Raw genomic sequence first — 21,240 nt, 5'->3', positions numbered from 1 at the left:
TTGTTTGTTTATAAATGATGGGTAGAGGGAGTATAAAACAGTGTTTTTTATTATGGAATAGTTGCGACGAATGTCACATTTTGTATGGAAGTGTCATACTTGATTGACATGTGAAAATTCAGAAGATTCATACTCTATTTGAGTGATATATAACCTTTTGTTTTTTCCGAACGCGAGATCACTGCGGGTTTAAATGGGGCTGTGCTAAGCTAGCTAACAGTTTCAATCGGCGCTCGGTATTCCCAATTTGTTTACTGTTTATCACTCCAACCAAGTTGACGTTCTTAAATCACTCCTTGTCGAACTGATTCGAATCAGTCCGCTGGAAAACCCGTTCGAAAAAGAACAAATTCTGGTTCAAAGTCCGGGCATGTCCCAGTGGCTAAAAATGGAATTGGCCAAAGAGTTTGGTGTTGCCGCGAACATTGACTTTCCGCTCCCTGCAACCTTCATTTGGGAAATGTTTACGCAGGTGTTGCCAGACGTGCCCAAGCGCAGTGCGTTTAACAAAGAAGCGATGACGTGGAAGCTGATGCATCTGCTACCGGGGCTTCTCAACCAAGACGTGTTTTCGCCGTTAGCGCAGTACCTCAAAGATGACAGTGACCACTCTAAGCTGTACCAGCTGGCTGAGAAAATTGCCGATATTTTCGATGGTTACTTGGTGTATCGTCCGGAATGGATCGCAAGTTGGGAAGCTGGGCTGGGGGTGCCAGAGCTGGAAGATGAGCATCCGTGGCAGCCGATCCTATGGCAAGCGTTGTACGATCACACTGTGTCATTAGGGCAGTCTCCATATCACCGTGCCAACCTTTATGAGCATTTTATCGACACGTTAGCGAGTTTTAACGGCAATTTTGACCATTTACCCAAGCGTTTGTTTGTTTTTGGCATTTCTTCGTTGCCGCCTCGCTATATGGATGCGCTAAAAGCAATTGGTGAACACATCGACGTGCATCTGATGTTCACCAACCCTTGTCGTTATTACTGGGGTGAAGTTCGAGATCGCAAATATCTGGCTCGTTTGGCGGCGAAACATCGTCAGCATGTTGTGTGGCAGGACGATCACTCGGAAGTGCAAGGTGAAACTGAGCAACTGAAAGGATCACTGGAAGATAATGTGATCGATGAGCTGCACACCGATGTGGTCGGAAACAGTCTGTTGGCATCCATGGGTAAACTCGGGCGCGACAATATGTATCTGTTGTCTCAGCTGGAATCTCATGAAATTGAAGCCTTTGTTGATGTTGAGCGCGACAGTCTGCTCCATCAATTGCAAGCGGATATTCTCAATCTTGAAGAACATCAAGATGACCAACAGATTGAAAACAGTCATCACAAACAAGTGGTTAGCTTGGGTGATAAATCACTGAGCCTACACGCTTGTCACAGCCCGATGCGTGAAGTGGAAGTGCTGCATGATCAACTGTTGGCGATGTTCGATGCTGACCCAACGTTAAAACCGCGCGATATTATCGTGATGGTCGCGGACATCAACGCTTACAGCCCTGCGATTCAGGCGGTCTTTGGTAACGCGCCGGGTGAGCGTTTTATTCCATATTCGATTTCTGACCGAACTGCCGATCAAGAGAGCCCAATTCTGGCTGCATTTATGCAGTTGGTGAACTTACCCAATACGCGCTGTTTGGCATCAGAACTACTCGAACTTCTGGAAACTCCAGCGATATTAAAGCGTTTTGAACTCAGCGAAGATGATTTCTTACAAGCCAAACAATGGGTTGAGGAATCGGGAATTCGCTGGGGGTTGGATGCCAATACCGGACGCGAATTTGAACTGCCGGAAACCCGTCAAAACACATGGCAATTTGGTATTCAACGCATGTTGCTTGGCTACGCGATGCCAGAATCCGCAGGTTTGTTTGAAACCGAGCAAGGCAGTTTGTCTCCGTACAACGAAGTGCAAGGCATGGGCGCAGAGCTGGCGGGCAAGTTGGCACACTTTATCCAACAAATTAGCACTTATCGAAGCAAACTTTCTCATGTTCAAACTATCGATGGTTGGCGAGAGACTTTGGTTTCACTGCTGGATGACTTCTTCTCAGTTGAGTTAGAAGGCGAAATGGCGCTCAAATCCATTCGCGATACGCTCAGCCAACTCAAAGAGCAATTAGCTGATGCCGCATTTGATGATGCGTTATCGCCGTCGATCATCAGCCAATACCTTCAAAACAAATTATCTGGCACACGAGTCAGCCAGCGCTTCCTTGCTGGTCAAGTGAACTTTTGTACCCTGATGCCGATGCGCTCTATTCCGTTTAGAACCGTTTGTCTACTGGGGATGAATGACGGCGTGTACCCACGCTCCATGCCGCCAGAAGGCTTTGACTTGATGACAGGAAGAACCAAACCGGGCGACCGTTCGCGCCGAGATGATGACCGTTACCTATTCCTCGAAGCGATGTTGTCTGCACAGCAAACGCTGTACATCAGTTATGTTGGCCGTTCAATCCAAGACAACACCGAGCGAGTGCCCTCGGTATTGGTTTCTGAGCTGATGGAATACTGCCACCAAAACTATTGTTTAAGTGGTGATGAAGCGTTGCCCGTTGATGAGTCTGGCGACAACTTGTTAAACGCGTTGGTGAATACCCACGCCATGGTGCCGTTTAGCCCAAGTGCGTTCCAAGGCATGCACGCCAGCTACGCGAAAGAATGGATTCCAGCGGCATTGACTCAAAGTAGTCAATCGCAAGGCTATGTTCGTCGTGATTTTAACCGTGCATTAGACGACTATCTGTTAGGCGCGACGTTCCCACTTGAGCTCGACTTAGTCGAATTGCAACGTTTCTGGCGCTTACCGGTGCAGTATTTTTTCAATCGTCGCTTAAAAGTAATCTTTGAACCGCCACTGCCGGTGATGGAAGACGACGAACCCTTTGTTTTAGGTGGTTTGGAAAGCTATCAAATGCGTGATGAGCTGCTAGAAACCTTGCTTGAAACGACATTGATACAGCCAGAGAAAAAAGCAGAAATGCTTAAACACTTTATGAGTCAACAGCGCGCGCAAGGCAAACTGCCGGTGGGGGCGTTTGGTGATATCGAATTTGAAACCAACCGAGTTCAGGCGGAAGAGCTGGTGGATAAACTGGCGTTTTTATCTGGTGCGCCTCAAGACGATTTGGAAATCGACCTGACGTTTGATTCCTTGTTTGAGCGAAATGAAGGCGAAGAGAAAAACGTTCGCCTAACAGGTTGGCTAACTCAATGCTACCAATCCGGTTTGATTCGCTATCGAAGCGGTAAGATTCGATCGCAGGATTACCTTGCAGCCTGGATCGATCACCTTGCCATGTCGGCATCGGGTCATGCTAAGAAAACTCACATCATTGGTTACGATCGTAAAGAAGGCGCGCTGCATTTGATCTACCCAGAAATTGCCGATGTGCAGTATGCCAAACATCTACTTACTGAATTAGTTCGCTTATTCTTCGAAGGCATGACTAAGCCTTTGCCTTATTTCCCGAAAACGGCGTTGGCTTGTGTTGAAGCGGGCTTTAGCCGTGGTCAGTGGGTCGATGACGAAGAGAAATCTTTGAAGAAAATGGCTGACGCATTCAATGATGGCTTCATGAGCCCGGGCGAAGGCAATAATGCGTACATCTCTCGAATTTGGCCTGCTTGGAATGATGAGTTGGCCTCAGAAGTTCGTTTGCTGACAGCATTAGTACTGCAAGGTGCGCGCTTAGCGGTTCAAGACGCTGATGATGTAAAAGCGTGATAAAGAAAGTTGGATAAAGAGAAGGAAGAGTAGGGTGGCCGCCAGAAAATCATTATTTTTTGTAGGGCGTTCGCTGTACGGCCACAAGGTCAGAGGGACCATGATACTTTTGTTTAATTCATTTGAGTTGTGCCACCAAAAGGGTTTGGCTTATCTCGTGGGGCGCATACTAACGGTACGTCTTATGGATAACCGTGAGAAAGATCTCACAAAGCTCTAAATTATCCAACTTGTTAAACATATTAATAGAATTTTTAACTATAGATCACATTTATTAGGTGATACGTCCTAGTAAATAATCCGGAGAGATTCAGCGTTATGGATCAAATGTCAGGTGCAGAGTGTCCTCTACATACGTTAGACAGCACAGAGCGGCCTCAACCAACGCCACTAGAACCGATGACGTTTCCTCTGCATGGTGCGAGGTTAATCGAGGCATCAGCAGGTACAGGTAAAACCTTCACTATTGCAGGTTTATATCTGCGCCTTTTGCTTGGTCATGGTAGTGCGGAAACTCGACATCGCGTACCGCTTACGGTCGACCAAATTCTGGTCGTAACCTTTACCGAAGCGGCAACTGCGGAATTGCGCGATCGTATCAGGGCAAGAATCCATGATGCGCGAATCGCTTTTGCGCGTGGACAGAGTTCCGATCCGGTGATCCAACCTTTGCTTAATGAGTTTGACGATCACAAGCAAGCCGCAGAAATTTTATTGCAGGCAGAGCGTCAGATGGACGAGGCGGCGGTCTACACCATTCACGGTTTTTGCCAACGTATGCTAACGCAAAATGCGTTTGAATCTGGCAGCCGATTTAATAATGAGTTTGTGACCGATGAAAGCCACCTAAAAGCGCAAGTTGTAGCCGATTACTGGCGCCGCAACTTTTACCCGTTGCCATTTACCTTGGCTGGAGAAATTCGTCAGCTATGGAGTTCTCCATCTGCGTTGCTGTCTGACATCAGCAATTACTTAACCGGTGCGCCGTTGAGCCTTTCTGTTCCTGCAATGAAAGGTAGTTTGGCTGATCTTCATACTGAAAATTTGAAAAAAATTGATGAATTAAAAGCACAGTGGCGAGAAAGCCAAGATGACTTCTTAACGCTGATTTCAGATTCAGATATTAACAAACGCAGCTACACCAAAAAGTCTCTGCCGACGTGGTTGGAGGCGGTGAATGCTTGGGCGGCAACGGAAACCACTGGTTACGATTATCCAGACAAGTTGGAGAAATTCGCGCAAAACGTCTTGTTGGAAAAAACACCGAAAGGCAGTGCGCCGCAGCATGCGGTATTTGAAGCCATTGAAACATTTCTTGCCAACCCAATCAGCTTAAAAGCGCCACTGCTTGCTCATGCGATTGAACATTGTCGTGTGATGCTGGCTAACGCGAAAAATCAAAAACAGTGGCTCTCTTTCGATGATTTGCTGACGCAACTTTCTGCTTCTATCGATACGAATGAAAGCGAGCTTTTAGCTGCGCGTATTCGTACTTTGTATCCTGTCGCAATGATTGACGAGTTCCAAGATACCGACCCGCTTCAATACAGTATTTTCAGCCGTATTTATCTGAATAATCCGGAATGTGGTTTGTTTATGATCGGTGACCCGAAGCAGGCGATTTATGGCTTTCGTGGCGCAGACATTTTCACTTATATCAAAGCACGTAACCAAGTAAGTGCCCACTACACGTTAGGAACCAACTGGCGTTCTAGCGCAGATATGGTGCAGGCGGTAAACCAAGTATTTGCTTTGCCAGACAGTCCATTTATCTATGATTCAGATATTCCGTTCTTACCCGTTAAGTACAGTCCCAATGCCGAAAAACGCATTTGGACTATGGGTGGCCAAAAGCAACCGGCGCTGACTTATTGGTTGCAAGAAGCGGACGATAAACCGCTACCAAAAGGCGAGTATTTGACTCGAATGGCAGAGGCGACCGCAAGCCAAATCCAAACTATTTTGACGCAGGCTCAACAGGGGCAAGCGTGTCTGGTGAATGGCGAAAAACAGAAAGCGGTTCAAGCGGGCGATATCGCGGTATTGGTTCGAACAGGTAGCGAAGGTCGAATGATCAAACAAGCGTTGGCTGATAAAGGCATTGCCAGCGTGTACCTGTCTAACCGAGACAGTGTGTTTACCAGTTCGGTGGCGCAGGATTTACAGCGTTTGCTGCAAGCGGTGCTGACTCCAGAAAATGACCGTGCGCTGCGTGCAAGTCTTGCCTCTGAGCTGTTTGCCCTCGACGCAGCAAGTTTGGATGCACTTAATAACGATGAAGTGGTGTGGGAAAACGCCGTAAACGAATTCAAAGAATATCGCAAACTTTGGGTTCAACGTGGTGTGCTGCCGATGTTGCGCGCGGTGATCAGCAAACGTCATATTGCCGAGCGATTACTAGAAGAAGGTGCGAGTTCACAGGGTGAGAATGGTGAGCGAGTACTTACCGATTTAATGCACATCGGTGAACTGCTTCAACAAGCCAGTAATGAACTGGATAGCGACCACGGTCTGCTGCGTTGGCTCGCTCAGTCTATCAGTGATGCGGAAAACGGTTTGGGTGGCAGTGATGACCAAATCCAACGTTTAGAATCGGAACGTAACTTAGTGCAGATCGTAACTATTCACAAATCAAAAGGCTTGGAGTATGACCTCGTATTTCTGCCGTTTGTGTTCAGCTATCGAGAAGCCAGCGAAGCCAAATATTACGATGCAGCCAATGACCGCACGGTACTGGATATCACTGGCAACGATGCGTCCATGAAGCAAGCGGATAAAGAGCGTTTGGCGGAAGACTTACGCTTGATATACGTGGCACTAACGCGTGCTGTGTATGCGTGTTTTATTGGAGCCTCGCCTTTGCGCAATGGTCGTTCGACCAAAGAGCCAACCGGCGTACACCGCAGTGCAATTGGCTATTTGATTCAAAATGGTCAAGAAGGTGGCATCAACGATTTGTACCAAGGTTTAACAAAGCAACAAGACGAGCTTGATTGTGTCGTTGTGGCCGATCCGCCGCAGCAACTCGAAGAGAAGTACGTATCGCCACAAGAAGAAATACACGATCTTAGCGCGAAAGAGCTGCAAAACCCTATCGATAGAAACTGGCGCATCACCAGTTATTCTGGCTTGGTCAAGCAAGGCTCTCATCACGCCGAGCATGATGCCACGATTGAGATTACGGGTTTTGATATCGACTCATCTGAAGAGCAAGACGAAGCGGATTTGGTGGAGCCAGAGCGTTCTATTTTTACCTTCCCTCGTGGTGCGCGTCCGGGTACGTTCCTGCACAGCCTGTTTGAGGAAATTGAATTTACTCAGCCAGCCACGACGGAAGAGAATACACAAATCATCCTTGGCTTGATGGAAAGCGAACAGCTCGATGAAGAGTGGTTGCCCATTTTACAGCAACTGATTGATACCGTACTCGCTACGCCGTTGGATGGTAAGTCTTTGCTGCTGAATCAAAAAGCACCGTCGCAACGTTTGGTGGAGATGGAATTTTTGTTGCCGATTGAAGTGTTGTCTGCACCAGCGTTAAACCGAGTCATTCAACGTCACGATCCGTTGTCGGCGAAAGCGGGGGATTTAGGTTTCCAAACCGTGAAAGGCATGCTTAAAGGTTTTATCGATTTGGTGTTTGAACATCAAGGTAAATACTATGTGCTTGACTGGAAATCTAATCATCTTGGCGACGATGTGACGCACTACCATGGTGAGGCTCTGAAATCGGCCATGGCTGATCACCGCTACGATTTGCAGTACCAGATTTACGCGTTAGCACTGCATCGTTTCCTACGCAGTCGATTGGCGAATTATCAATATGAGCAGCACTTCGGTGGTGTGTATTACTTGTTCTTGCGCGGTATGGATGGGCAGAGTGACCACGGCATTTTTGCCGCGAAACCAACCTTAGACTTCTTACAAGAGATGGATCGTTTGATTGATGGTCAAGTACTTGAAACGCGCTCAACTCAAGCCGGGCAGATGGAGCTACTTTAATGACGACAAATCACAATCTTCATTCTGACCAAGATAGCCTATTGGTAGTGTTGGAACGCTTGGCGCACAAAGGTGCTATTCGTCAGCTCGACTACCAATTCGCCTGTTTTATTGATTCTCAAACGCATGATGAACAGTCGGATAGCCAAGCACTGGCGTTTATCGCTGGTGTTGTCAGTAGTGAGCTTGGCAAAGGACATATCTGTCTGTCTCTGTTCGATGCACAAGGGCAATCTACGGATTTAGCCAGTAAGCTAGGGCTGTTTGGTGAGTCGGCATTGGCGCTCAACACACAGTTGCAAGGCATAGACTGGATTCAAGTATTAAAAAATTCCACCGTGGTCGGCGCGCAAGGAGAAGCCTTACCGCTGATGTTCGATGGCGAGCGTCTGTATCTGCACCGCTATTGGCATTATGAAGTGACACTGGCGGAAAAGCTCAATCAGTTGGGCGCCGCAGTTAACTTGCAACCACAAGAGTTTGCGCGATTATCCGAGTTGCTCAACCATCTGTTTGCGCGCCAATACCATTTTCTATTTAACGCGTTAGGCAAAGCAGTAGAAGCGGGAAGCAGCAATCAAGTGTTGCGTCAGCAATTGGTGTGTGACCACCTTGATGTGGTCGCAAGCGAATCGTTGGATTGGCACGCCATTGATTCCGTGCTTAGCAATACGCGCAAGGTTCAGGATTTGCAAACACTGAATGAACTTGTGCCACTCTCGGCTTGCGTGAACTGGCAAAAAGTCGCGGCGGCAGTTGCGTTAACTCGTCGATTTGCTGTGATTTCTGGTGGTCCAGGCACGGGTAAAACGACGACGGTAACCAAATTGCTTGCCGCTTTGATTGAACAGGCGACGCACGAGAAAAATCTAACCATCAAGCTGGTGGCCCCGACGGGGAAAGCGGCGGCGCGATTAACCGAGTCCATTGGTAAAGCGGTGCAAGAGCTGCCAGTTTCTCCGGAGCTAAAAGCCAAAATTCCGACTGAATCAAGCACCTTACATCGGTTGCTGGGCGCGATTCCTAATAGCGCAGAATTCCGTCACAACAAGCAAAATCCACTTCATTTGGATATTTTAGTTATCGACGAAGCGTCGATGGTTGATTTGCCAATGATGTACAAAGTGGTCGATGCCTTACCGAAACATGCGCGGCTGATTTTGCTAGGTGATAAAGACCAACTTGCTTCAGTTGAAGCTGGGGCTGTGTTGGGTGATATCTGTTCGTTCCATGCATTGGGCTATGGCAAAGAGCAGGCGTCAGCCATTGCAAAACTGACGGGTTTCGATACTTTAGCGCATACGGGTAACAGTGCATCTAGCATTGCCGATAGTTTATGTATGCTGCAAAAGAGCTACCGATTTGATGCTCGCTCAGGCATTGGTCAGTTGGCAAAAGCGGTTAACTCAGGTTCTGCTGCGAGCGTAGATAATGTCTGGGCGAAAGATTTTTCTGACATCGAACATTTCGCGCTAAGTAGCCAACATTACAACCAAATGATGCAGACGTTGGTGCAGGAATACGGTCGTTACCTCAAACGCATTGGACAACAGGAAACCGATCCTAAAACCGGAGAGCCAGAGTCGCTAACGCACAAAGCCAAAGCGGTGTTAGATACCTTCAACCAATGCCGACTGCTGTGCGCGATCCGTGAAGGTGACTTTGGTGTTGCTGGGCTAAACCAGCGCATCGAGAAAGCGCTCGCGGCGCGCAAGTTAATTCAGGTTCAGGATGAAATTTGGTATCACGGTAGACCAGTCATGGTTACGCGTAATGATCATGGTCTAGGTTTGTATAACGGTGATATCGGTATTTGCATGCGAGATGACAGTGAAGAAGAACCGCGTTTGAAAGTCTTTTTCGAGTTACCTGACGGCAGTGTGAAATCGGTCTTGCCAAGCCGAGTGCCTGAACATGAAACGGCTTACGCCATGACCATCCACAAATCGCAAGGCAGTGAATTTGATTACACCCTGATGATTTTGCCACCAGACTTTAGCCCGATATTAACCCGTGAGTTGATTTACACAGGCATTACCCGCGCGAAAAAGCGTTTAGCTCTTTACGCCGAACTCAATGTTCTGAAGCGAGGCATTAAGGTGAAAACGGCTCGCGCGAGTGGATTAGTACAGCGGCTTACGAATTAATTTTTACTTGTGATTGTGACATTTTCGAAGATGATTCTTTGTGGCGGGTCTTATATCCGCCATTTCGTTTTCATGAAAAATGGATTGCTATTGAGTAATATTCTTCCTTAAAGGTATATTTCTCCTTTCTCATTCGCATATCAAAGGCAACTGAATATGAGTTTGCTCGACTCGTCCTTTCTAACCTTCTTTATCGCCGGAGGAGTCGCGTTTTTATGGTTCGTTATTATCGGAGCAATTTTTATATTTTTTATACCGCCAAAGGTGAAGCGGTTTGCTTTTAATCCGAAACATTATTCAGAAGTAGAGTTAGCCTTAGTCTCGGGTTTTCACTTTGGTGCTTTAGTACATGGTGTAGGCTTAGTTGCGGCGGTCGCTTTACCAACTTTAGCGAGGAGAAGGGGCTTTGCTGATATTCATCAAGTTTGCTCCGGTCTATTCATCGGAATTTGCCGTATTTATATAAGCGTTTTATTGCTTCTAGCTATGATCACTTTAGGCTCAATGGTGGTTTGGATGTCTATTACTTGAGAGCTGGAATAGAAGGTCGGTGAAGTTTGCAGTTATTAGAAGTTTCTTTTATTACATTTTTTGTTGCAGGTGCTTTGTTAGTTTTTTGGTAACTGATAGTAGGTATTTTGCTTATTGTTATCACGCCGCAAAAAGTAAAGCGCTATGCGTACACTAGTGAGCATTATACAGATATTGAGCTTGCTTTAGTTTCTGGATGTCACTTTGGGGCCTTAATACATGGATTAGCCCTTGTTGCCGCAGTTGCATTTCCTAAGTTGGCCAAAAAAAGAAAGCTAACAGATATTCGTAGAGTTTGCCCAAAGTGGTTCATAAGTATTGGGGTAGTGTACTGGACTATTTTAATCTTTATCGTAGTCACTATTTTTGCATCTTTGTTGGCTATGATTTTGTTTTGAATTGATTACGTACGTAAAAGAAGACCGAGCTTATGGCTCGGTCTTCTTTTATGCATGTTTTGCAAACGCATTGGTAAAAGACACGCTGCGTATTTTGTATTGCTGTTGATAAGCAAGAATAAAATCTCGGACAGCGTCATTTACGGGGAAAACACAGTGGACGTCTAGGCCTTCTAAAAACTGATTGTCAGCCATATCCCAGAAGCTTTGAAGCGAATTACAAATGATTGTTCTCATAACAGTGCTCGTCTCGGCTTATTTAAAGTCAGATTAACAACTGTCCTTGGTGTGCAATACGGAGCTAACTAGTTTTTCAATTGCCCAGTATTTTAGGGTGAAGGCTACATTACATCACCTAGATCCATTCGTATTGGTTAAAAACCAATCACTAGCGAGCAGAGTATAGCCAACCAAATGTATATTTAAAAGATAAAATTGGAACAAAAATCAAGCAATGGTTTGCGCATTTCTAAGTTGGGTTTACATGATGACCCGCTAGTCCGGAGTAGGGTTTATGTGTGGCCTTACTCCTAAACAAACTCGTTCCTAAACAAGCTCGATGTGCAGGGTTGAGCGTTAATGAACTGAATCCTGCCCTTTGAGGTTAGTTGGTATAGTGGAACGTTAAATTTCGCTCCCTGATTTAAGGTTAAGCTATAAATCTAACGCTAAGATTTTGGACTTACGCTGGAAGTTATATAACCCTTGTTTGGCTCCAGGCAAATAGTCGACACTGACTTCGTAAAAACCTTGCTCTCTAAACCAATGCAAACTGTGTGTCGTGAGGACAAAAATCTGATCAATGGTTTCGGATTTAGAACGATGTTTCATATAGTTGAGCAGTAACAAACCTCGGTTTCCATCACGATAGTCAGGGTGAATTGCTACGCAAGCCATCTCAGCTTTACGCTCTTCTGGGTATGGATAAAGGGCAGCACAGCCAATAATCAAACCGTCTTTTTCGATGATGGTAAATTTTCCAATCTCTTGTTCTAGCTGCTCTCGAGAGCGCCTAACGAGTACACCTTGCTCTTCTAAAGGACGAATGAGGTCTAAGATACCGCCAATATCGTCAATATTGGCTTGCCTCACTTGTTCAGCGCTCGCCATAACGACTTGGGTTCCGATGCCGTCGAAAGAGAACAACTCCTGAATTAAGGCGCCATCTACTTTATAACTGATCAAGTGGCTACGAGGTACTCCGGCACGGCAAGCGGCAATAGAGCCTTTAAGAAAGCGCAGTGTCCCAGTGTTGTAATCTAGGTCAGGAGACGTATTTTCAGAGAGCGTTTTGATGACATGCTCCGCCTCAATTGGCAGCAACTCGGCGACAGCATTACCGTTGTCATCAATGACACCTTGTTCTGAACAGAAACCAATCAGTTTGTCTGCGCCTAATTTGATCGCCAGTTGTGTCGCAACTTCTTCAGAAAGTAAGTTAAAACACTCGCCAGTTACAGAGCTCGCAATGGGGCCAAGTAGCACAATAGAGCCTTGATCAAGAGTGCGGTTGATAGCATCGGTGTCAATGCGGCGAATACGTCCACTATGGCAATAATCCACCCCGTCATCAACGCCGAGTGGCTGAGCAATGATGTAGTTTCCGCTAACGACATTGAGCTGGGTGCCTGCCATCGGAGTGTTGTTGAGGCTCATTGATAGGCGCGCAGTAATCGCAAGTTGAAGTTGTCCGGCAGCTTGCATAACAACAGATAAAGCCGATTCATCCGTAATGCGGATATTTTTGTGGTAAGGCGTAGTGAGGTCTTGTTTTTCTAGCAGCTGATTAATTTGAGGACGTGCACCATACACCACCACGACTTTAATTCCGAGGCTGTGCATGAGTGCGATATCATTAATAATATTGCCAAAATTTTTGTGTGCGACGGCTTCTCCGCCCAGCATGATCACCATGGTTTTTCCGCGGTGAGCATTGACATAAGGTGTTGATTGACGGAATCCTTTTACGAGAGCAGTACTACGAATTTTCACTACAGCCATTCCTTTGTTTAATTATGTCAAAATAATGCCTTTTTATTCACTTGGTGGCAAGGTGAAATTTTGGAATAAAGCACAAACATATTGAGGTAGGTTCTTGGTCCCGTTGAGGGGGAGAGTTACAATGAGCGCGTCTTTTCTCAATACGTGAACCTCATGTCTTCTGCTGTTAATAAGAATGCTGCGATCACTGCTTCAAATCTGTCAAAAACGTCATCTAAATCAATGCTTCGTAAGTGGCTAGAGCGTTCTCTCATGCTTATAGCGATAGTTGGAACCGTTGTCGTGTGCATGCTGTATAGTGATTTGATTACTCGAACCATTAATCCGCCTATTCCTAAATCGACTATTTATGGTCGCTGGGTTGAGCAAGATGTTGCGCCTTATGCTCGTGAAGAATTTGTGTTGAGTGAGCGCGGTGTTACCGTAAATGGTTCTACAGTGGCGACCAGTTTTGAATTCGATGGGGATTCGTTTTCGTATCGAGTGGGTTCAAATGAGCGGCACTTCAATTTTGTGGGTAAGCAGCATGCAGAAATGAAGCTGGATGCCAATGCACATTATCTACCTGTATTCCGTTTAGAGGGGCGTGCAAGGATTGCGGTAAGATAGTCGTTTTTATCATTGTCTGTTAAGCAGAGATCTCTTGCGTCTGTGAGTCACATGGATGATCACAATTTCATCTCTCAATCAGTAAATCTTACTTTCAAACATAATCCGGACAATTCCGTAATTCTTCCGCTGCTATCATGTTGCATTAACTGAATGAATTCACAACGAGTAAACGGATTGGCTTAGCGTTGAAACATTTTGTCGTTGCTTTTCAATTGCACCGTATGCATTTGTTTGCCATCCTTTTGCTATTCTCTTTTACGGAAAAGACACGTGTTAAAAAAACTCCTTCCTATTATCTCTTTGAGCCTACTCTTTGGCTGTGCTCAACAAAATGATCGTGCTCAGCAATATCTTGATGGTGAGTTTCCTCAGATCCTCAATCAAGTGGATGTGGTTGAGTCTAACAAACCACGCGATTTTACTGAATTTAACAAGCAAGCTGAGCAAGTGGTGATAAAGTCACCATCCATGGCGAAGATGTACCAACCGCTATATCAACGATTAAGTGAGTGGGCGCAACAGAGCGGAGATACCAGTGCGTTGAGTGCGTTTGGCATTCAAGCCGCGCAACTGGGTGGTGGTGATAAAAAAGGTAATGTGTTGTTTACCGGATACTTTTCTCCCGTGATGGAACTGCGTCATACACCAAACGACATTTTTAAGTACCCAGTTTATGGCAAACCAAACTGCTCATCAGATTGTCCGACTCGCGCGGAGATCTACAATGGAGCACTAGATGGACAAGGTTTGGTGCTAGGTTACGCGCCTAATCGTATCGACCCATTTATGATGGAAGTGCAAGGCAGTGGCTACGTGCATTTTGAAGATGATGATACGTTGGAGTACTTTGCGTACGCGGGTAAAAACAATAAAGCTTACGTCAGCATTGGCCGCATTTTGATTGAGCGTGGTGAAGTCCTGCGTGAAAAAATGTCCCTCAAAGCAATCAAAGAGTGGGTGATGGACAACGACGATGCAACAGTACGCGAGTTGTTGGAGCAAAACCCTTCTTACGTTTTCTTTGCGCCAAAAGCGGAAGCGCCAGTAACGGGGTCGGCTGGTATTCCTTTGTTGCCAATGGCTGCCGTCGCAGGCGATCGTTCTATCTTACCAATGGGCACACCAATCTTGGCGGAAGTGCCACTGTTGAATGCTGATGGTACGTGGAGTGGTGCGCATCAACTGCGAATGCTGATCGTTTTAGACACTGGTGGTGCGGTAAAACAGAACCATTTGGATCTGTATCATGGCATTGGTGCGAGAGCAGGAACGGAAGCAGGGCACTACAAGCATTTTGGTCGAGTGTGGAAACTTGGGCTCGAAAACTCACCAACTCAAGCGCCTTGGGCTTTACCGCCAGAAAAGCTACAATAGCGACCCAAGAGAGAGGAACACTCTCTTATCTAGACATTTCATCAAAGAGTGCGTATAAATCGCACTCTTTGTTTTTCTATCGATCATCTGGACTTCAATATGCGTGAACTCGATACCCCAGCATCTGACAGCTACAATCAACGCTTTGGCGGCACTCGTCGTCTTTATGGCAACAGCGAAGTGGACATTCTTCGCGCTGCACACGTTTGTGTGATTGGTATTGGTGGCGTAGGTTCATGGGCGGTGGAAGCGCTGGCTCGTACAGGGATCGGTGAGCTAACTCTGATTGATATGGACGATGTTTGTGTCACGAACATTAACCGCCAAATTCATGCGATGACGGGCACCGTTGGCCAAAGCAAAATTGAAGTGATGGCCGAGCGTGTCAAATTGATCAACCCAGAGTGTAAAGTCAACCTGATTGATGATTTCATCACGCCAGACAATCAACATGAGTACTTAAGCAAAGAGTTTGATTACGTGCTAGATGCGATTGACAGCGTAAAAGCGAAGGCGTCTTTGTTGGCGTATTGCCGCAGCAACAAGATCAAAGTGATCACTACGGGGGGCGCTGGTGGTCAGGTTGACCCAACGCAGATCATGGTCGCTGACTTAACGAAAACGATCCAAGATCCTCTAGCGAAGAAAATCAAAGACACCTTGCGTCGTCATCATAACTTCCCTAAGAATCCGGCTCGTAAGTTTGGTATTGATTGCGTGTTTTCAACCGAGCAGCTGAAGTACCCTCAAGCAGACGGTTCAGTGTGTGGTGTGAAGTCGACAGCGGAAGGTCCAAAACGTATGGATTGCGCTAGCGGTTTTGGTGCGGCGACTGTCGTAACTGCAACGTTTGGCTTTGTCGCGGTATCGCGAATCGTTGAGAAGTTGATTTCAAAATATAAGAAGTAAACTAGAAGAAGAGCGCATCATGACAGATTTTCCCGTTTCTCCATTTGGTACAGATATCACCAGCGAAGATATTGTAGCGACTATGCAGCAATTTAAAGGCTGGGAAGATCGTTACCGTCAGGTTATTCAGTGGGGTAAAAAGCTGCCACAAATGCCAGAAGAGCTGAAATCAGAACAAGTTACCGTTTCGGGTTGTGAAAGCTTGGTGTGGTTAGTGAGCCAAGAGCAAGATGGCGTTTGGCATTTTTGTGCGGACTCCGATGCGCGTATCGTCCGTGGATTGATTGCCTTGGTGATGGCGGCTTATGACGGAAAAACGGCCGATCAAATTCAAGCATTTGACATCGATGCTTATTTTGATCAACTGGGGCTTATTGCACATTTAAGCCCGTCACGTGGTAATGGCTTGAAAGCTATTGTAGAGCAGATTAAGCAAACCGCCGTGTAATGAGTCATTTTCCCAATTCTTAAAAAACGCCGAATAGCCTAGCTGTTTGGCGTTTTTGTATCTGAGTTGAGACATCTTTTGCATATGGGTAAAAAATATGCAAATGGTCGACTATTTTAGCGCTAATTAACCATTCTATTGATCCTGGTTCATTATATTGCCCACTTGGTTTTTATAAACTCAATTGTATTTAAAATTTGTCTATATTAGATAATAGACATATGTCCCATTCGCTCCTATTCCCCAATGTGGAAACACACTTGGAAGCGATTGGGTTACTTAGATACAAATGCTAGGAACCTCCCTATATGCAATTCACCTTGGAACATGCGCAAGACGTGTTATCCGGAATGCCAGACCCCACTTTTATTCTGAGTGAAGATGGTATCTATATTGATGTTTTTGGAGGAACAGATAAAAAAGCCTATCACGATGGAAGTAATTTGATAGGTGAGACGCTGCACAGCGTACTTGAGAAAGATAAAGCTGACTGGTTTATCGAACAGATAAATCGGTCACTGAAACAAGACAGTATTGTGACGATCGAGTACAAGATGTGCGCCGACAGCATTCAGGGAATAGATGCTAACAGTGGGCCAAGAGGCGACCTATACTACGAAGGCAAGATCTGCCCACTCGCTATAAAATACCGAGGTCGTCGCGTTGTCCTTATTCTTACACGCAACATCTCCAATCGCCACCGAGTTGAAACTCTTCTTCGCCATCAAAGCCAAATTGATGCTCTTACCAACATCTACAATCGACGTGTCTTTTTCGAAAAGCTCACAGAAGAAGTTATTAGATCCCAAGCTCCGGATTATCACTCCGCGTTGTTATTATTTGATTTGGATTTTTTTAAAGTCATCAATGATAAACGTGGTCATGATGCGGGGGATTATGTCTTAGAGACGTTAGCTGATTTGGTTTCTCACTTACTCGTCAAAGACGAAATTTTTGCAAGAGTCGGAGGGGAGGAGTTTGCGATTATTTTGCCAGAAACTTCTCTGTCGGCGGCGAAAGAGGTAGGAGAGGAAGTACGTTCCCACATTCAAAATTGTCAGTTCGAATTTGAAAAGATTGAAATTCCGGTCACGGTGAGTGTAGGCGTGGTGGAAATAGGCAGAAATGAAACCACCAAACGTTTGTATGCGCATGCAGATAAAGCGCTTTATGCTGCGAAAAGAAATGGCAGAAATTGCGTGGCGACTCTGGATAGGCAGATGGAGTAACCTTGTTGGTTACTCCAAATCAAACCGTTGGCGTTATAGCATGTCGACGGCTTTTTCTACGGCGGCGATGAGTCTATCCACATCTTCAGCCGTGTTATAAATACCAAAAGAAACGCGTACCGTGCCTTTAACGTTTAGCGCATCCATCAATGGGTGAGCACAGTGGTGTCCTGCTCGTACCGCAATGCCTTGTTGATCGAGCAGCGTTGCCATGTCTTGGTGATGAACGCCGTCCATGACGAACGTCAGTACAGAGGCGTTCGGTTGGTAGCCTAGAATATGGATGTCATCCAACGCGCTTAGTGCTTGGTAGGCCTTATCCTGAAGCACATGGAGATGATCCTCTACTTCGTGATGGTCAAAACCTTGGTACCACTCAATGGCTTTCGCTAGAGCAATCGCGCCCGCAACGTTTGGTGTGCCCGCTTCAAATTTACCAGGAAGTGCAGAAAACGTCGTTTTCTCGAACGAAACGCGTTCAACCATTTTACCACCGCCGTGCCATGGTGGCATGGCTTCCAAAAGTTCAAGCTTGCCGTATAAAACGCCAATACCTGCTGGCGCATAAAGTTTGTGACCTGAGAAAACGTAAAAATCGATATCTGATACCGATAAATCAAGCTGCTCATGGACGATGCCTTGCGCACCATCAATCACAACAACCGCGCCAACGCTGTGCGCTAGTTCAGTGATTTTTTCGATAGGTTGGCGTGTGCCCGTGACGTTGGTGATTTGCGCACAAGCAACAATTTTACAGCGGTCAGACAGAAGCGCCTCAAACGCGCTGATGTCGAACTGGCAATCTGATGTCATTGGAACTTTTATGACTTTGGCGCCCGTTTGCTCTGCCACGATTTGCCAAGGCACGATGTTAGCGTGGTGCTCCATCTCGCTAATCAAGATCTCATCACCCGGTTGTAACGTGCTGCGGGCGTAAGTCTGAGCAATTAAGTTCAGTGCTTCGGTTGCGCCCCGTGTCCAAATGATCTCTTTAGATCTGTTTGCACCAATAAAGTTTGCCACTCGTTCTCGTGCCGCTTCAAATTGGCTGGTGGCATTAGCCGTTAAACTATGACTGCCACGGTGAACATTGGCATTTTGCGCACTGTAGTAATGACTGATGACATCAATCACACATTGCGGTTTTTGCGTTGTCGCTGCGCTATCTAGATACACTAAGGGCGTATCGTTGACGGATTGATTTAGAGCGGGAAATTGCTCACGTACAGCATTTACGTCAAACATTATTCTTCACCAAGCTTATGGTAATGCAGAGTAGGCAGAGGGATCATTGGTTCAGCAACTGACCATGCGTGTTTTTTACCTGAGAGTTGAATGATTACTTCCATTGCGAACTCTAAAGCAGTGCCCGGACCTTGACTGGTGATCAGGTTGTGGTTGATATCAAAGGTCACGCGTTTGCTGCGCCACTTCTCTTCCGGGATATGTGACTGAAAGCTCGGGTGACAGGTCATCAGTGATTGTGGGAAAAGATCATGGTGTTGCAATACCAACGCCGGTGCTGCGCAGATAGCAGCGACCAATTTTCCCTCGTAGATGTGCTGCTTAAGGATTTCTATCATCACCGTGCTATCACGAAAAATTTCTGCACCACCAACACCACCAGAAAGCGCTATGGCGTCAAACTCATCATCAGCGATATCGACCAGCTTACAATCGGCTGTTAGTGTGACTCCGCGAGAAGCTTTCATCGTCAATGAGCCATCAAAAGCAGCACTCGCTACCGTAACGTCATAACCCGCGCGAACCATCATGTCGATAACGGTGACGGCTTCCATTTCTTCGGTGCCCGGAGCGATTGGCACTAAGATTTTCTTACTCATTGTTCTGTCCAGCTTTGTTCTATTTGTTTGATGCGTTGGTAAAGTTTTAAATTCTCAGGCGTATTGATGCGATGTTTCTTGGCAGCCTTTAACAAGTATCCGGTTATAAAATCAATTTCCGTTCGACGCTGATGGAATACGTCTTGTCTCATTGAAGAATAGTTCTCAGCTGTGGCGTTCACCACTTGCATTACCGTATCGAAAAGAGAGCGAAACTCGATAGCAATACCTTCTTTACTCATTACTTCAACCAGTTCTTGAGTGATACTTTCGAGTTGTATCTTAAACTCGGGCTGCGCAAGCTCACCATTCTTACACTGGTGAATCGCAGTCAGTGGGTTAATCGCGCAGTTAATTGCTAACTTAGTCCATAACGCAGATCGGATGTGTGGATTCCAAATGGCCTCTGGAAGGGCATGATGCATAACATCTTGCAGAAAAGCGCACTGCATTCCCTTGTCATTATAACCACCCACTTGCGTTGTTCCGTGACCGGTATGCAGTACGTGTTGGTTATCTGGTTTGTATGCGCCGTGCGTCGTTGTGGCGAGCACTATCGGATTGTTTGGCAGAGCCTTCTCCACGCCAGAGGCGGTACCCATACCATTGTGCATCAGCATGATAATCGTGTCAGCGTTGATATGAGGCAGTAAAGGCTGAATGGCGTCTTCCACTTGCCAAACTTTTACCGTGATCAAAATGAGATCCGCTTTATTTACGGAGGAAATATCTTGATTACTGAATACGGTTGCGGGTGTGTCATCCAACTGAAGTGATTGTTGTCTCTCTGAACTTCTTCCCCACAATGAAACATTGTGTCCGGCAAGCTGAAATTTTGTTGCCCAGAGTGAGCCCACCGCACCTGGACCGAGGATAAGGATATTCACCAAACGCTCTCATTAAAAAGGTTTGCTGCAAGGATAATGAGGGAAAAAAGGAAAGCAAATAAAAATGGCGCCGAAAGGCGCCATTTTTGATGAAACTTAGTGGTTCAATTAGAACTTGTAAGTTACAGCTACGTAGTGACCTACGCCTGAAGACTCAGATTTTGTCGAAGAATCCCATGGTAGACCAGTACCATCTTCGAAACCATATACGTCATGGTATAGCTTCAGACCGTAACCTACCGCGAAGCGGTCAGAGTGCCAGTAGATACCGTTGAACATAGCACCGCCATTACTAACTTGAGAATACTCGTCTTTCATACCAAATTGGTAATCGATGTAACCTTGGTAAGAGATGAATGAACCGTTCTCGAAGAAGTAGAATGGTTTGAACCAGTTAGTCGAGATTTGGAAACCGTTCCAATCTTTTTGGTTTGAGTCGTAAGTGCCGTAAAGGTTTAGACCCATTTTACCAAACCAAGGAACCATTACGTCAGAACCAAGACCTACTTTCTGAGTGTTAACACCGCCATTGTTACCGTCCCATTCAAAAAGAGTAGACAAGTAAAGCTCTTGTACTGGACCTAAAGATAAGTCTTTACCAGTAATAGCGTCTAGAGACATACGAGGGGCGAACTTCATAAAGATTTTACCATCTTTATCAGCTTTATCACTGCTGCTGTCGGAAGTTAGGTTGAATACGTCAACGTAGCCGTAAAGGTCGAAAATACCAGAGCGACCGCCAAATTCCATTTCTAGGTAATCGTGAGTTGATTCGTAAGGACCTTTCTCATTTATTGCGCCCATGATGTTGAACTGCATCCACTTGTAATCGTTCTTGTGGATATCGCCATCTGAGTAGTCAGCAGCCATAACTGGAGCTGAAGTAGCCGCTAGAAGGCTAAGAGCTAAAAGTGATTTACGCATAAGGGGACTCTCTATGTTTGTAATGATTCAGAACACGCAATCTGTGCTGCGCTTTCCAATTGGCGGGAATAATAGCGATAAAAATCCCAAATGAAAGTGATAAAGGGTGCAAAATTGAACGTTTTTGGTGAGTTGCGTCACGAAATTATCTTTATTTACGGAACTTTTTGTTTGTTGCATTTGATTGCAATAAAT

The 21,240-nt window shown here is 45.9% G+C and carries 15 protein-coding genes; 9 read left to right on the top strand and 6 right to left on the bottom strand.

What is annotated here, in order from left to right; genetic code table 11:
- Positions 1-247: 247 nt before the first annotated feature.
- The 4 genes from recC (at position 248) to J8Z23_RS12390 (ending at position 10,419) form a co-directional block, all read left to right on the top strand.
- Entirely contained in the window at positions 248-3,739 is a 3,492-nt protein-coding gene (recC, locus tag J8Z23_RS12405) for an exodeoxyribonuclease V subunit gamma (RefSeq protein ID WP_301659754.1), read from the top strand.
- A 327-nt stretch (positions 3,740-4,066) separates the two neighbouring features.
- Positions 4,067-7,741, top strand: coding sequence for an exodeoxyribonuclease V subunit beta (gene recB / locus J8Z23_RS12400; protein ID WP_434635295.1), 3,675 nt, complete (start codon positions 4,067-4,069; stop codon positions 7,739-7,741).
- On the top strand, positions 7,741-9,888 hold the full coding sequence (gene recD, locus J8Z23_RS12395; RefSeq protein ID WP_434633740.1) for an exodeoxyribonuclease V subunit alpha: 2,148 nt from the start codon (positions 7,741-7,743) through the stop codon (positions 9,886-9,888). Before recB ends, recD begins: the two co-directional genes overlap by 1 nt.
- Positions 9,889-10,044: 156 nt before the next feature.
- Positions 10,045-10,419 (top strand): hypothetical protein, encoded by a 375-nt coding sequence (locus J8Z23_RS12390; RefSeq protein WP_054867163.1) that lies wholly within the window; start codon positions 10,045-10,047, stop codon positions 10,417-10,419.
- Between the two features lie 446 nt (positions 10,420-10,865).
- On the opposite strand, the gene J8Z23_RS12385 is transcribed toward J8Z23_RS12390, so the two are convergent.
- Together J8Z23_RS12385 and argA are read right to left on the bottom strand one after the other, a co-directional pair.
- Positions 10,866-11,054: a hypothetical protein gene (locus J8Z23_RS12385; RefSeq protein ID WP_074191720.1), complete on the bottom strand. Its 189-nt coding sequence runs from the start codon at positions 11,052-11,054 to the stop codon at positions 10,866-10,868.
- A gap of 417 nt (positions 11,055-11,471) precedes the next feature.
- Entirely contained in the window at positions 11,472-12,809 is a 1,338-nt protein-coding gene (argA, locus tag J8Z23_RS12380) for an amino-acid N-acetyltransferase (protein WP_012841478.1), read from the bottom strand.
- A 162-nt stretch (positions 12,810-12,971) separates the two neighbouring features.
- Here argA and J8Z23_RS12375 point away from each other — a divergent pair, with 162 nt between their 5' ends.
- The 5 genes from J8Z23_RS12375 to J8Z23_RS12355 all read left to right on the top strand — a co-directional run bounded on the left by J8Z23_RS12375 (position 12,972) and on the right by J8Z23_RS12355 (position 17,390).
- Complete coding sequence (locus J8Z23_RS12375; RefSeq protein ID WP_005380234.1) at positions 12,972-13,427, top strand: DUF2850 domain-containing protein; 456 nt, start codon at positions 12,972-12,974, stop codon at positions 13,425-13,427.
- Between the two features lie 273 nt (positions 13,428-13,700).
- Positions 13,701-14,804, top strand: coding sequence for a murein transglycosylase A (mltA, locus tag J8Z23_RS12370; RefSeq protein ID WP_434633737.1), 1,104 nt, complete (start codon positions 13,701-13,703; stop codon positions 14,802-14,804).
- A gap of 99 nt (positions 14,805-14,903) precedes the next feature.
- Positions 14,904-15,713 (top strand): tRNA cyclic N6-threonylcarbamoyladenosine(37) synthase TcdA, encoded by an 810-nt coding sequence (gene tcdA, locus J8Z23_RS12365; protein WP_005380241.1) that lies wholly within the window; start codon positions 14,904-14,906, stop codon positions 15,711-15,713.
- A gap of 19 nt (positions 15,714-15,732) precedes the next feature.
- Positions 15,733-16,161 carry a cysteine desulfurase sulfur acceptor subunit CsdE gene (csdE, locus tag J8Z23_RS12360; RefSeq protein ID WP_046874993.1) on the top strand — a complete coding sequence of 143 codons (429 nt, stop codon included), beginning with the start codon at positions 15,733-15,735 and terminating at the stop codon, positions 16,159-16,161.
- A gap of 308 nt (positions 16,162-16,469) precedes the next feature.
- Positions 16,470-17,390, top strand: coding sequence for a GGDEF domain-containing protein (locus tag J8Z23_RS12355; RefSeq protein ID WP_085342709.1), 921 nt, complete (start codon positions 16,470-16,472; stop codon positions 17,388-17,390).
- A 33-nt stretch (positions 17,391-17,423) separates the two neighbouring features.
- Here the strand turns inward: J8Z23_RS12355 and csdA are convergent, their stop codons facing one another.
- From csdA to J8Z23_RS12335, 4 genes are all read right to left on the bottom strand, one after another.
- On the bottom strand, positions 17,424-18,635 hold the full coding sequence (csdA, locus tag J8Z23_RS12350; RefSeq protein ID WP_395215996.1) for a cysteine desulfurase CsdA: 1,212 nt from the start codon (positions 18,633-18,635) through the stop codon (positions 17,424-17,426).
- Positions 18,635-19,234, bottom strand: a complete 600-nt coding sequence (locus J8Z23_RS12345; protein ID WP_006742560.1) for a DJ-1 family glyoxalase III — start codon at positions 19,232-19,234, stop codon at positions 18,635-18,637. The genes csdA and J8Z23_RS12345 overlap by 1 nt, the downstream gene beginning before the upstream one ends.
- Entirely contained in the window at positions 19,231-20,121 is an 891-nt protein-coding gene (gene panE / locus J8Z23_RS12340) for a 2-dehydropantoate 2-reductase (RefSeq protein ID WP_253643870.1), read from the bottom strand. The genes J8Z23_RS12345 and panE overlap by 4 nt, the downstream gene beginning before the upstream one ends.
- A gap of 108 nt (positions 20,122-20,229) precedes the next feature.
- Entirely contained in the window at positions 20,230-21,045 is an 816-nt protein-coding gene (locus tag J8Z23_RS12335; protein ID WP_395215997.1) for an outer membrane protein OmpK, read from the bottom strand.
- Positions 21,046-21,240 lie beyond the last annotated feature (195 nt).

It is taken from the genome of Vibrio sp. SCSIO 43086, from assembly GCF_051132235.1.
In the GTDB taxonomy this organism is placed as follows: Bacteria; Pseudomonadota; Gammaproteobacteria; order Enterobacterales; family Vibrionaceae; genus Vibrio; species Vibrio diabolicus.
Note: the sequence above shows the minus strand (reverse complement) of the source record. Positions and strands in the feature narration are given on the sequence as shown.

Excerpts from the sequence above, each read along its gene's own strand:
- recD (WP_434633740.1), top strand. The coding sequence starts at position 7,741 with ATGACGACAAATCACAATCTTCATTCTGACCAAGATAGCCTATTGGTA.
- tcdA (WP_005380241.1), top strand. The coding sequence starts at position 14,904 with ATGCGTGAACTCGATACCCCAGCATCTGACAGCTACAATCAACGCTTT.
- J8Z23_RS12385 (WP_074191720.1), bottom strand. The coding sequence starts at position 11,054 with ATGAGAACAATCATTTGTAATTCGCTTCAAAGCTTCTGGGATATGGCT.
- J8Z23_RS12345 (WP_006742560.1), bottom strand. The coding sequence starts at position 19,234 with ATGAGTAAGAAAATCTTAGTGCCAATCGCTCCGGGCACCGAAGAAATG.
- csdE (WP_046874993.1), top strand. The coding sequence starts at position 15,733 with ATGACAGATTTTCCCGTTTCTCCATTTGGTACAGATATCACCAGCGAA.
- J8Z23_RS12335 (WP_395215997.1), bottom strand. The coding sequence starts at position 21,045 with ATGCGTAAATCACTTTTAGCTCTTAGCCTTCTAGCGGCTACTTCAGCT.
- recB (WP_434635295.1), top strand. The coding sequence starts at position 4,067 with ATGTCAGGTGCAGAGTGTCCTCTACATACGTTAGACAGCACAGAGCGG.
- csdA (WP_395215996.1), bottom strand. The coding sequence starts at position 18,635 with ATGTTTGACGTAAATGCTGTACGTGAGCAATTTCCCGCTCTAAATCAA.
- J8Z23_RS12355 (WP_085342709.1), top strand. The coding sequence starts at position 16,470 with ATGCAATTCACCTTGGAACATGCGCAAGACGTGTTATCCGGAATGCCA.
- J8Z23_RS12390 (WP_054867163.1), top strand. The coding sequence starts at position 10,045 with ATGAGTTTGCTCGACTCGTCCTTTCTAACCTTCTTTATCGCCGGAGGA.
- J8Z23_RS12375 (WP_005380234.1), top strand. The coding sequence starts at position 12,972 with ATGTCTTCTGCTGTTAATAAGAATGCTGCGATCACTGCTTCAAATCTG.